Annotated in this window: 11 protein-coding genes; 8 read left to right on the forward strand and 3 right to left on the reverse strand. The window is 55.5% G+C overall.

What is annotated here, in order from left to right:
• Positions 1 to 30: 30 nt before the first annotated feature.
• Genes EKM90_RS08600 through EKM90_RS08610 form a run of 3 tightly spaced genes read right to left on the reverse strand, consistent with a single transcriptional unit; the run spans position 31 to position 3,632 of the window.
• The gene (locus EKM90_RS08600; RefSeq protein ID WP_125581696.1) at positions 31 to 1,968 is read right to left on the reverse strand and encodes a PTS fructose transporter subunit IIABC; all 1,938 of its coding nucleotides are present in this window, start codon (positions 1,966 to 1,968) and stop codon (positions 31 to 33) included.
• A complete protein-coding gene (gene pfkB / locus EKM90_RS08605) occupies positions 1,969 to 2,886 on the reverse strand; it encodes a 1-phosphofructokinase (protein ID WP_125581698.1) in 918 nt (305 codons plus the stop codon).
• Positions 2,883 to 3,632 carry a DeoR/GlpR family DNA-binding transcription regulator gene (locus EKM90_RS08610; protein WP_125581700.1) on the reverse strand — a complete coding sequence of 250 codons (750 nt, stop codon included), beginning with the start codon at positions 3,630 to 3,632 and terminating at the stop codon, positions 2,883 to 2,885. The genes pfkB and EKM90_RS08610 overlap by 4 nt, the downstream gene beginning before the upstream one ends.
• Positions 3,633 to 3,826: 194 nt before the next feature.
• Between EKM90_RS08610 and EKM90_RS08615 the strand changes: the two genes are divergently transcribed.
• From EKM90_RS08615 to EKM90_RS13190, 8 genes are all read left to right on the forward strand, one after another.
• Positions 3,827 to 4,921, forward strand: a complete 1,095-nt coding sequence (locus tag EKM90_RS08615) for a DUF871 domain-containing protein (protein WP_125581702.1) — start codon at positions 3,827 to 3,829, stop codon at positions 4,919 to 4,921.
• Between the two features lie 18 nt (positions 4,922 to 4,939).
• On the forward strand, positions 4,940 to 5,809 hold the full coding sequence (locus EKM90_RS08620) for an AraC family transcriptional regulator (protein WP_125581704.1): 870 nt from the start codon (positions 4,940 to 4,942) through the stop codon (positions 5,807 to 5,809).
• 172 nt (positions 5,810 to 5,981) lie between these two features.
• A complete protein-coding gene (locus tag EKM90_RS08625; protein WP_125581706.1) occupies positions 5,982 to 6,656 on the forward strand; it encodes a Crp/Fnr family transcriptional regulator in 675 nt (224 codons plus the stop codon).
• Between the two features lie 547 nt (positions 6,657 to 7,203).
• A complete protein-coding gene (gene obgE, locus EKM90_RS08630) occupies positions 7,204 to 8,490 on the forward strand; it encodes a GTPase ObgE (RefSeq protein ID WP_125581708.1) in 1,287 nt (428 codons plus the stop codon).
• Between the two features lie 40 nt (positions 8,491 to 8,530).
• Entirely contained in the window at positions 8,531 to 10,456 is a 1,926-nt protein-coding gene (locus EKM90_RS08635; protein WP_125581710.1) for an acyltransferase family protein, read from the forward strand.
• Between the two features lie 39 nt (positions 10,457 to 10,495).
• Positions 10,496 to 11,452, forward strand: a complete 957-nt coding sequence (gene rnz, locus EKM90_RS08640) for a ribonuclease Z (RefSeq protein ID WP_125581712.1) — start codon at positions 10,496 to 10,498, stop codon at positions 11,450 to 11,452.
• Entirely contained in the window at positions 11,436 to 12,224 is a 789-nt protein-coding gene (locus EKM90_RS08645) for an SDR family NAD(P)-dependent oxidoreductase (protein WP_125581714.1), read from the forward strand. The genes rnz and EKM90_RS08645 overlap by 17 nt, the downstream gene beginning before the upstream one ends.
• Before the next feature lie 11 nt (positions 12,225 to 12,235).
• The gene (locus EKM90_RS13190; protein WP_125581716.1) at positions 12,236 to 12,595 is read left to right on the forward strand and encodes a lipopolysaccharide assembly protein LapA domain-containing protein; all 360 of its coding nucleotides are present in this window, start codon (positions 12,236 to 12,238) and stop codon (positions 12,593 to 12,595) included.
• Positions 12,596 to 12,686: the final 91 nt, after the last annotated feature.

Here is a 12,686-nt window from a genome sequence, read left to right on the forward strand (position 1 = left end):
ACTGCCGAAGCGGTGAGGGAGACAGAATCATTAAGCCTCTTTGGCTTTGGGCCGCCATAGGCCGAGGATGAGCCCGGCAATGACGGTGCCGACAATCAGGGAGAGGATGAAGCCCAATTTCTGGTCGGTCAGGGCCAAGGCCACGATCCCGCCGTGGGGCGCCGGCACGTTGACCTTGAAGACTTGCGTCAAGCCGCCGGCAATCGCGGAGCCAATGACCGAACTGCCGATGATGTGCAGTGGATCGGTGGCGGCGAAGGGAATGGCACCTTCAGTGATAAAGGTCAGGCCCAGGACATAGTTGGACATGGCCGAGCTATGTTCCGTTTTGGTGAATTTTTGCGGGAACAAGGTCGCAGCCAAGGCAATGGCCAGCGGCGGAATCATCCCACCAATCATGACGGCGGCCATCCAGCGGCCGTCTTTGAAGCCGGAAGCTTGGTAAATCCCAATGGCAAAGGTGTAAGCCGCTTTGTTGAAGGGACCGCCCATGTCGATGCTCATCATCGCCGCCAAAATCACGCCGACGACGACCGCGTTACCAGTACCCATGCCTTCAAGCCAGGCAATCAGCGCGCCATTCAGGAAGGCAAAAATCGGATTAACGATGAAGAACATGATCAGGCCAATCAAGGCTAAGCCAATGACCGGATAGAACAAAATGGTCTTCAAGCCATCCAAGGAGCGTGGGACTTTAGCGAAGAGCTTCTTGAGGCCAACAATCATCCAGCCGGCAATGAACCCAGCGGCCAGGCCGCCAATAAACCCAGCGGGATTTTGCGCTTTGACAATTGACGCGGAAGCCAAGGTGGCCATATAACCACCGACGAACCCAGGCATTAAGGCCGGCCGATCACCGATTGACACCGCGATGTAAGCGGCCAGGACTGGCACCAAGAAGGAAAAGGCGTAGTTCCCTAAGTTGTTGGTGAAAGTGAACCAACCGGACTGGGCGCCAAACGCATTTTCAAAGATGAAGGACAGCGCCATGATGATCCCACCGCCGACCACGAAAGGCAGCATGTTGGAGACCCCGTTCATCAAATCTGCATAAATCTTGCTCCAGGTACTCTTCTTTTCGTCATCATCCGCGTCGCTTTGCACGCCGCCTTCAGCATGGAAAATCGGGCCTTTTTCGGCCAGGGTGTCGTTGATTAATTCTTCCGGCTTCTTGATGCCATCGATGACCGGGCGGTTGATCAGATGCTTGCCGTCAAAGCGCGGCATGTCGACTTTCTTGTCGGCGGCGATGATGACGCCAACCGCCTTGGCAATGTCGGCTTTGGTCAGCAGGTGCTTCACGCCTTCAGAGCCATTGGTTTCGACCTTGATGGCCACGCCCATTTTCTCAGCTTGTTCCTTGAGGGCGGCTTCGGCCATGTAAGTATGGGCAATGCCGGTGGGGCAGGCGGTGACCGCAACGATAAACGGCTTTTCTGCTGGGGTGGTTTCAACCGCGGCCGGCGCCGCAGCAGCTTCGGCGGCTGCCTCTTCAGCCTCTTTGGCTTCCTTAGCGGCTTGGGCATCGGCAAAGAGTTGCAAGACCTCATCTGGGGTGGTGGCTTCTTTCAAGGCTGCCACCAGCTTCGGATTGATCAGCAGCGAAGACAGGGCTGCTAAGGCCTGCAGGTGCGTGTTGTTGGCGCCTTCGGGAGCGGCAATCATGAAGAACAGGTGCACCGGCTGACCGTCTAAGGCGTTGAAGTCAACGCCGGCGGCACTTTTAGCAAACAGCACCGTGGCGCGTTGAACGGCTTTGTCCTTGGCGTGGGGCATGGCGATACCATCCCCGATGCCGGTGGTGGACTCTGCTTCACGCTTTTCAATGTCGGCTTGATAGAGTTTGGCATCATCGATAATGCCTTCTTCAGCGTACTTGGTGACCATTTCGGTGATGGCCGCCGCCTTGGTGGTGGCCTTGAGGTCCATGATCATGACATTTTTGAGTAGTAAGTCACGAATATCCATTTAGATTTCCTCCATTGTGATGGTGGCGGCAACTTCAGCGATTTTAGCCTTGGTGGCTAAGTCTTGGGAAAAGGCAGTGGCACTGCCGCAGGCGATGCCGGCTTTAAACGCGGCTTGCGCATCGCCGGTTTGCATCAACGTGCCGGTGAAACCGGCAAGCATCGAGTCGCCGGCTCCTACCGAATTGATTACTCGACCCGGGGCAACGGTGCCATGGTAGGCATGCTCGGCGGTGACCATCAGCGCGCCTTTGCCGGCCATGGAAACCAGGACATGCTGCGCACCGAGCTTCAGCAACTTGCGCCCAGCAGTGACCACTTGCTGTAGATCCGTGTATTCGTCATCCCCGAACAACGCGGCCAGTTCATGGTGGTTCGGTTTGACGACTAGGGGATGGTCAGGCAGGGTGTCGAGCAGGGCTTGGCCAGTGGTGTCAATCACAAACTCGGCTTTGGCGGCATGAATCATCGGAATGAGATCGCGGTAGAAGGTAGCCGGTAAACCTTGAGGAAGGCTGCCAGCCATAATCACGACATCGCCAGGTTGCAGGCGGGCTTTAAGGTCGGATGTGAAGGCTTCGACTTCAGTAGCCGCAATTTGCGGCCCAGCTGCGTTAAGCTCAGTTTCGCTTTGCGCATGCAGCTTAACGTTCAGGCGCGTGGCGGCCGCGGTGGTGGTCAGGTGATGTGCGACTTGAAGCTGCGCCAGCTGGTCTTCAATGAACGCGCCAGTGAAGCCGCCGCTAAAGCCCAGCGCGGTACTGGCGATGCCCAAGGCCTTCAAAATGCGACTGACATTAATGCCTTTACCGCCTGGTAGCATCACCGCTGAACTGAGGTGGTTCACCCGCCCGAGTTCAAGGTCGGGGAGGGCGATTACGTAATCGATTGACGGGTTGAGGGTAATCGAATAAATCATGCATGAACCTCCTTGATATTGGTTTGATCTTCGTAGTAGGTGGCAATGTCACCTAAAGCAGTGGTGAGAATGATGCCAGCCGAAATTGGCGCAAAGCGGGCGAAACTGACCTGGCCGAATTTGGTGGGGTCAGCCAAAATCACGGCGGTTTTGGCCTGCCTGATTGCAGCGGCCTTCACCGCGGCTTCTTCCTGATCCGGCGTGGTCAGCCCATATTTCAGGTGCACCCCGTTCGCGCCGATGAAGGCAAAGTCAAAGCGGCAGGCTTCCATTTGTTGCACGGTGGTGGCCCCGATCAGCGCCTTGGTGGTGGGCTTGACGCTGCCACCAAGCAGGCGGGTGGCGATGCCGTAATCCGCAAGTTGACTGGCATTGTCAACGCCAGTGGTGACCACGGTGACTTCACGCTCGGCGAGCAGGGGAATCATTTGCGCGGTGCTGGTGCCAGCATCAAGAAAAATCGTTTGGTGCGGTTTCAGCAATTTCACCGCGGCTTGGGCAATTTGCTGTTTTTCCAGCAGCGCCTGCGTGGCTTTTTCTTGGACGCTGAGTTCCACTAAACTGGCATCGATTCGTTCAGCGCCACCATGAATGCGCCGGAGCTGGCCGGCACTTTCCATGTCGGCGAGGTCGCGCCGGATGGTTGACTCAGAAGCGTCTAAAGCCGCCATCAGGGCTTGGGATTTGACCACTGATTGGCGGGTTAGCAGCGCTTGAATGTAACGATGGCGTTCTTCTGTAAGCATTTTCTTCACCTCACAGCGCTTAGTATACACGTCAAACGGTCAAAAGCAATACATAACGGTCAAAAACATTCAAATTATCGTCAATGTACGGTCACAAGCCGTCACACCAAAATTGTTCCCACAAATTTGTAGGAAGCCCTTTCATTGGTATGGTCCAAAATGGTAAACTAGAGTCGAAAAGGGGGACGATACTCATGGGAAAACTAGGCGTTTCAGTTTATCCAGAACGATCGACTTATGAAAAAGATGCCGCATACTTGGATTTAGCGGCGCAATACAAGTTCAAACGGGTCTTCACCTCGCTGCTTGAAATCAAAGGCGACCAAGACGCAGTGGTGAACAACTTCAAGAAGGTCATCAACCATGCCAATGCACTCGGCATGGAAGTGATGGTCGACATCAACCCGGCGTTGTTCAAGCAGCTCGGGGTCACCTACGACAACTTGGCGTTCTTCCACGACCTTGGGGCTTGGGGGGTACGCCTGGATGAAGGCTTCACCGGGGCCGAAGAAGCCCGGATGACGCGCAATCCTTATGGCCTGAAGATCGAAGTCAACATGTCACAAGGCACGCACTACATCGATAACATCATGGCGTTTTCACCTGATCGTAATAACCTACTGGGGTCGCATAATTTCTATCCGCATCGCTTCTCCGGCTTGGGGCAGGCGTTCTTTGAACAAGCCACGGCGCTATACACGCAGTACCGGTTAAACACGGCCGCCTTCATCACATCGCAGGCCGCCACGTTCGGCCCTTGGCCAACCCAAGATGGCCTGTGCACGCTGGAAATGCACCGGAACTTGCCAGTGGAAACGCAAGTGAAGCATTATCAGTTGATGGACACCATTAATGATGTCATTATTGCTAATGCGTATGCCAGCGAGGCGGAATTAAAGGCGGCGCATGACGCTTTCTTCGCAGCTTACCCAGTGATTAAAGTGGTGCCGGCAGCTGATATGACGCCACTGGAACACACTGTGATTTTTGACAATGACCACAGTTATCGCGGCGATCGCAGCGAATACCTCCTCCGTAGCACCATGACGCGGGTGAAGTACCGGGATCGCGATTTTCCGGCGCACAACACCAAGCCGATTACGCGCGGGGATGTGCTGATTGATAATGTTGGCTTTGGCCAATACAAAGGCGAAACGCAAATTGCCTTGCAAGACATGCCCAATGATGGGCGCGTGAATGTGGTGGGCCACCTTCACCCAGATGAAGCGTTTCTTTTGAGTTACCTTAAGCCTTGGAGTGGGTTCAAATTTGCGGAAGCCACGCTTTAATTATTAGAGGTGAGCCTGATGGTGACCATCAAACACGAAATGGTGCAGTTGACGCCCAGTTTGCCGTTCAAGTTCTATGCCAAAGATCCGCATCAGGCGGCCATTGCGCCACATTGGCACCGCGGTTTGGAACTGAATTGGTTGGTGGCTGGCGGACCGTTGACAGTCGTTCAAAATGGCGTCACCTCGATTTTTCATGCCGGCGCCATGTGGACTGTCGATTCGCGGGTGGTGCACGCCTCGCAAAGCGGCGGTGTGCCCGTGCAGGAATATGGCATCATCATCGATCCGACCTTTTTGGAATCCGTGTTGCCTGATAGTGTCAATTGGCACTTTACGCTGCAAGGGCCGCCTGAGCCTCCGGTGCCAGCCTATGCGGCTTTGCAAGCGGCCTTTGCTGCGCTGGCGAAACCGATGACGGCACCGTTGACGCCAGTCAGTCGGCTAGAGGCGCTGAGTGCGTTTTATGAGATGCTGGCGCTGCTGGCCGCGCATTTCACTGCCGTTAAGGCCACGCCGGTGGTCCGCGTTAATGCGCCCCTGGTGGATGAAGCCATGGCGCTCATCGATCAGCAATATGCCGAGCCGGTCAAAATCAGTCAGCTGGCGGCGAAGCTACACACTTCGGTCACCACTTTGGGCAACCAGTTTCAGGCCACGCTGAAGCAATCGCCGAATCAATATCTGCAAGAGGTGCGGTTGATGAAAGCGCGGGAGCTGCTGCTCACATCTAACAAACCGATTGAGTACGTGGCAATGGCGAGTGGTTTCGGCAATTCGCGGAGCTTAGCCCGGAATTTCAAACGTTGGAAAGGGTTAACCCCGAGTGCCTATCGGGCGGCGTACAAGCGGTATCACCAAAATGACCGCATTTACTTTGAAAATTAACCCCTCGCCAAGGCAGTCGGCCGTTACACTATAGTCGTCAGCCAAATCAAATCGACTCCGCAGTGCCTGGACAGCCTGCGGGGTCCTTTTTTGTTCAGCCGCTAACTTGATGCAAATCAAGTTGGTTCTTCGCTAGTTGGCGTATACTATAGAAAAAAGCGAGGTGGGTAAGATGCATCAACACGAAGCAGAAGATTGTGTGCGGCTAGTGCCAATTTTTCAGGCGCTTGACCCAAACGATGTGGCCCAAGTGGCTAAACTGGTGCGCGACCGGCAGTATGCCGCTGGCGAGACGCTGTTTGCGGCCGGGACCGCAGCGGACGCTTTGATGATCATTGCCCATGGCCAAGTCAAGGTCACCCAAACCCTGGCCAGTGGTCGCGAGCAGTTGCTACGGGTGCTGGGCCCAGGCGAGTTTGATGGCGAGGCTGTGCTGTTCACGCCGAGCGAGCGCACCACCAGTGGCGTTGCCTTGACCCAGGTGGTGGTCTGCACCATTAGTCGCCAGGACTTTCAGCAGTTGTTAAAAAAGACCCCGGCGCTAGCGCTGAACATGCTCAATAGCCTCGGCGAACGCGTGGTGCAGTTAGAGGCCCAAACAACCGCCGCCAATGTGGCCAGCGTCAGTGAACGCCTCGCCGGCTACCTGGTGGAAACCAGTGCGGCTCTAGGCCAGGCCCATTTCACCTTGCCCCTGCAGAAAAAGGATTTGGCGGCTTACTTGGGCACGACCCCAGAAACCGTCAGCCGCAAGCTAGCGGCGTTTGAGCGCGACGGCCTCATCAAGCAAAATGGCCGCAGCCAGATTACGATTTTAGATAGCGACGACCTGAGTTTGGTCGAATAACGGCGCAGGCCGTTATTTTTTTGGCCTCAGCGGCATGGGCTGGGGCAGAAATTGGTATAATAACGATAATGAAAGTCATGCAGGTGGTGAACTAGTCGCTACGCAGCGTCGACGCCGAAGCGACGAGCTAAGGTGCACGCTGGCTGACACGCGGTATCAAGGCTACTCGTCGCCCTAAGCCCCCCGACCTTTGGAGCCTAGTCGCGCTGCATGAGGCCAACGCCTGAGCGACTAGCCACGCCCAAAGCCTCGCCATCAAAAGGCGATGGCAATGCTTTGGGCTAGGCTACTCGTCAGGCTAAGCCCGGCCTCATTCCGCAGCCTAGTCGCGCTGCATGAGGCCAACGCCTGAGCGACTAGCTACGCCCAAAGCCTCGCCATCAAAAGGCGATGGCAATGCTTTGGGCTAGGCTACTCGTCAGGCTAAGCCCGGCCTCATTCCGCAGCCTGGCTGTATTGCACTTTGGGGGCAGAACCCGTATGATTGACGTTTAGTAGTAGACGTTCGCGTTGGCGCATGGCGCCAGTTCGGTATAAGGAGGAGCACATGTTTGTCGATCAGGTGACAGTGGAAGTTGAGGCCGGAAAAGGCGGCGATGGGATGGTGGCGTTCCGCCACGAAAAATTCGTGCCCTTTGGCGGGCCAGCCGGCGGTGATGGCGGCCACGGTGGCAGCATCGTGCTTTATGTGGACCCAGGTTTGCGTACGTTGATGGATTTTCGCTATCAACGCCATTTTCATGCCAAGGCCGGTGGCAACGGGCAAGGTAAGCAAATGTATGGCCGCAAAGCCGAAGATATTCGCTTAGCAGTCCCAGCCGGCACGGCGGTTTACGATGCCGATACCCACACCCAAATCGGGGATCTCACTCGCAACGGGCAGGAGCTCGTGGTGGCCAAAGGTGGTCGTGGGGGCCGGGGGAATGTTCACTTTGTGTCGCCTAAAAACACGGCGCCAGAAATCGCGGAAAATGGCGAACCCGGTCAGCATCGCTATGTCACCTTGGAACTCAAGGTGTTGGCCGATGTCGGCCTCGTTGGTTTCCCGTCAGTGGGTAAGTCTACCTTGTTGTCGGTGGTGACTTCGGCCAAGCCGAAGATTGCGGCTTATCAGTTCACGACCTTAACCCCTAACTTGGGGATGGTGCAACTGGATGACGGCAGCGATTTTGTCATGGCGGATTTGCCTGGGTTGATTGAAGGGGCTTCAACCGGGGTCGGACTGGGCTTCCAGTTCCTGCGGCATGTGGAGCGGACCCGGGTGATTTTGCATCTGGTGGAAATGGATCCCGAAAATGGGCGCGAACCACTGGATGATTACCATCAGATTCGGCAAGAGCTGGAGACCTACGACGATACGATTTTGGCCCGTCCGCAGCTGGTGGTGGCCACCAAGATGGATTTGCCTGGCGCCAGTGAACGCTTCGCCGCCTTTAAGCAAGCCTTGCTTGATGAAGGCGTTGAGGCCAAGAATATTTATGCCATCTCCAGCATCACGCACGATGGGGTGAAGCCGCTGATGCAAGACACCGCTAAGGCCTTAGCTACGGCACCGGTCTTCACCCCGAAAGCCACGGCGGAACAGGCGGATTATATTTACAAGCCAGAAGAGCAGGCGGTGACGGTGACGCGCGATGCAGATGGTACCTTTATTTTAGGCGGCACCAAAGTCGAGCGCATGTTTAAAATGGCAAACTTGGATCACGATGATGGCGCCTTGCGGTTCGCCCGGCAGTTGCGGAGCCTCGGCGTTGATGATGCGCTGCGGGAAGCCGGCGCGCAAACCGGCGATTTGGTGGCCATCGATGATTTCACTTTTGAATTTGTTGAATAATTAAATTGATTGATAGGCTTGAACAATAGGCGGGGATATCATGGAAGCAAGCGGGCAACGCCGGTACATTGGCGGCTTTGATGGCCTGAGAACCCTCGGAGTGTTAGGTGTGATTTTGTACCATTTACGGCCAGACTTATTTCAAGGCGGCTACTTGGGGGTTTTGATTTTCTTTGTCATCTCGGGGTATCTGATCACTGACGGTCTGTTACGGGTTCACGCCCAAACAGGCCGCTTTGCGGTGCGCAAGTTTTGGCTGAAACGGGTCAAACGCTTGTATCCAGCGCTTTTGACGGTACTACTAACGGCCAGTGCCTACATCGGTTTGTTTGCACGCGATTTGCTGGTTGACTTACACAAAATTGTACTGGCAAACTTGGCGCTGGTTTATAACTGGTGGCAAATTGCGCATGGCCAGTCCTATTTCCAGCGCTTTGCCCAAAATGAATCACCGTTTACCCACTTGTGGACCTTGTCGATTGAAGGGCAGTTCTATCTGCTTCTACCGCTGCTGCTCTGGTTGTTACTCAAGGTGCTGCCGAAAAATCGGCAGCGCTTCGCTGCCGTGCTCACGCTGGCGTCGCTCAGCGCCGGCTGGATGGCAGTTCTGTTTCACTTGCAGCCGGCCGGCGCGGATCCTAGCCGGCTTTATTATGGTACGGATACCCGCCTATTCGCGTTGTTGTTGGGCGCGAGCCTGGCGTTTGCCTGGCCAAGCGCTAAACTGGCTAGCCATTTGCCAAGTGCCGGTCGCTGGCTGCTGGGTGGGGTTGGGACGCTGGCAGCGGTAGGAATGGGGCTCAGCATTTTCTTCATGAATGCCGAAAGCGACTTTTTGTATCAAGGTGGCATGTTGCTGTTTACCATCCTGGCAATGTTGCTGACGGCGGTGGTGGCTTCCCCGGCGACATTGTGGGGGCGCCTGCTGTCAAACCCGGTGTTTCATTGGATTGGCACCCGGAGCTATGGTTTGTACATTTACCAGTTCCCCGTGATGATTTTTTGGGAGAATCGCTTTCGCAACATCGCCGACCATCCGCTTTTGTATCCGGTGATTGAGTGTGCGATCATTGTGCTACTCAGCGAGCTCTCCCATCATTTCATTGAAAAGCCAGCGCGCCAGCTCACTTGGATGCAAGCCCAAGCGCACCTGCGCCGCCAGTGGCAACTGCTCCAGCAGCACCATTTCCGCTTCAAACAAGTCAAACTGCTGGCAGGGCTAGTGGTGGCAATGCTAGGGGTGGCCGCCTTGGTGCAGGCGCCTTTCGTCAAGCCGCAAGCGGCGGCGCCGGAAGAAGTGCACCTCAAGGCGAGCGAGGAAACCAAGGCCCAGCGCAAGGCCGACGAAACGCGCGCCAAAAATGCGATTAAAGCGCAAGCGTCCAGCCAAGCCCACTCATCAGGCCAGTCTAGCCGTGCGACTGCTGATCAGCCAGGAGTGAACGCCAGCTTTGAACGGTTCGGCATCACCCCAAAGGCGCTGCAAGCCGCACAGCATGTGACGGTCACTGCGATTGGCGATTCCGTACTGCTGGGGGCCCGACCGACATTGATGCAGCTCATGCCGAATGCCTTTATCGATGGCAAAGTGGCCCGGCAAATGGTCGATACCATTCCTTTGGTTAAGGATTACGCGCGCCAAGGCTTGCTGGCGAATAAAGTTTTGATTGCCCTAGGGACGAATGGCTCGTTTCGGGCTAGCGACTTAGCGGCAATGATGGCCGCCATTGGCCCGAAACGACAGGTGTATTGGGTCAACGTCCAAGTGCCGACGCGGCCGTGGCAAGGCGTGGTCAATCAGTTGCTGGCCCATGAAGCTAAGCACTACCCGAATTTGACCATCATTGATTGGCATGGCTATGCCAAAAAGCATGAGGATTGGTTCTATCATGACCTGGTTCATCCCAACCAAGTCGGGGTCAAATATTACGCGGCTTATCTGACTTCCGCGCTTGTGCTAAACTGATAACGACACTTTTGGACCCATAGTTAGGATGAAGCAGACATGGAACTTTTATTTTTAGGCACTGGCGCTGGCTCGCCATCGAAAACACGCAATGTGACCAGTACGGCGTTGAAGTTACTGGATGAGCGCAATGAGGTCTGGCTCTTTGATTGCGGCGAAGGCACTCAGCATCAGATCTTGAAAACCACGATTCGCCCGCGGAAAGTGACAAAAATTTTTATCACGCATCTCCATGGCGATCACCTTTTCGGCCTACCAGGCTTTTTGGCCAGTCGGGCGAACCAAGGCGGCGAGGCGCCGCTGACGATTTATGGTCCAGAAGGCATCGACCGCTATGTGCGCACCAGTTTGCAGGTCAGTCAGACCCGGTTGCCTTATCAGCTGAAGTTCGTCATTCTGAAAAATCCTGGCGTGTTGTTTGAAGATCAAACCTTCAAAGTCAGCTTTGGCTTGCTCAATCATCGCATTAACAGCTTCGGCTTTCGGGTGGAGGAAAAACCGCATCCTGGTGAGCTGCTCATCGACCAAGTAAGAGCGGCAAAAATCCCAGAAGGGCCGCTTTACGCGAAGCTCAAGGCGGGCGAAACCATCACCTTACCAGATGGACGCCAGTTTGACGGTCACGACTTTATCGGGGATGCCAAGCCGGGGCGCATTGTCGCAATTTTTGGCGACACGCGCAGTACTGACCGCGAATTGCCAATCGCCCAAGATGCCGATGCGATTGTGCATGAGGCGACCTTTGGCCCAGAAGAAGCAGCGCTAGCCCGCCAGTATTACCATTCCACGAATATTCAGGCGGCGCGGCTAGCGAAAAGCGCTCATGCCAAGCAGCTGCTGTTGACCCACATTTCGGCGCGTTACCTAGGGAAAAATGCGCTGATGCTACAAACGACAGCGCAGCAGATTTTCCCAGCGACCCGGCTGGTGCATGATTTTGACGAAATTCCAATTCCTTTTGCCCAAGGAGGCCCGCACAATGAAACGCTTAGCTAATCAAACGGTAGTGGTAACTGGCGGCTCCAGTGGTCTTGGCCGCGCCATTGGCCTTGAAGCAGCGAAACAAGGCGCCACGGTGGTCTTTTTGGCCCGGCGCAAGGACCGCTTGGTGGAGGCGCAAGCCGAAGCCACGGCCTTATCTGGTCAGCCGGCGTTTGCCTTTGTCTGCGACGTCGCCGATCCAGTGGCGATTGAAGCCGTGGTCGCGCGCATCAAACGCGACGTCGGGCCAGTGGATGTCTTGGTGAACGCGGCAGGCTTTGGCCATTTTGAAGACGCCTTGGAAACGCCCATGGCCACGACTGAAAAAATGTTTCGGGTGAATGTGCTGGGGATGCTGTATATGACCCAGTTGATTGGCCGCGAGATGATTGACCAGCACCATGGTCACATCATTAACATTGCTTCGATGGCGGGTAAAATGGCTACGCCAAAGTCAGCCATCTATTCGGCCACCAAGTTTGCCGTGGTGGGTTATAGCAATGGGTTGCGCCTAGAGCTCAAACCGTTCGGCGTGCGCGTGACGACGGTTAGCCCCGGTCCCATCAACACCGATTTCTTCACTGTGGCCCAAGCCAATGACTACCTCAAACGGGTGAACTTCATCGTCTTGGATCCGGTGAAGTTGGCTCGGCGCATCGTCTGGAGCTTCCACCGCCCAGTGCGCGAAATCAACGCCCCTTGGGTGATGGCGGCGGCCGCGAAGTTCTATGACTTGGCGCCACGTGTCGGAGATTTTCTGGCCGGCGGATTGTTTAATCAAAAATAGGAGAGTCGCTCATGAAAAATCAACAACGCTTAATTGTCGGCCTGGTGCTGGCATTGGTTTTGATCATTTTTGCCGTGCTCAATGGCCAAGGGGTCGACGTGAATTTCTTCGGCGCCCAGTTCACCTGGCCGCTGATTGTCGTGATTGTGGTGTCGGTGATCATCGGCGCCGTGATTACGTTCTTGGTGTCCACCACTGGCCTTGCGAAGATGAAAAAAGAGCTCAAGTCCGCCCAAGCTGCTGAGGCCGGCGCGGCGGAGGCTCAAGCTAAAGCGGTCAAAGAAGCGACCGCCGATTTAACTGCCCAAGTAACGGCTTTGCAAAAAGAGTTGGCCGCGGCTAAAGCGCCCGCTGAAGAATCACAGGCTTAATGCTATTGCCAGTGTCCATGCGGATGCTGGCTTTTTTATATTGTGGGCCGCGGGCCTGGCTGAGGCGGCGCCGAGACGCGGTGGGCTGACT

The organism is Lacticaseibacillus suibinensis (genome assembly GCF_003946175.1).
GTDB lineage: Bacteria > Bacillota > Bacilli > Lactobacillales > Lactobacillaceae > Lacticaseibacillus > Lacticaseibacillus suibinensis.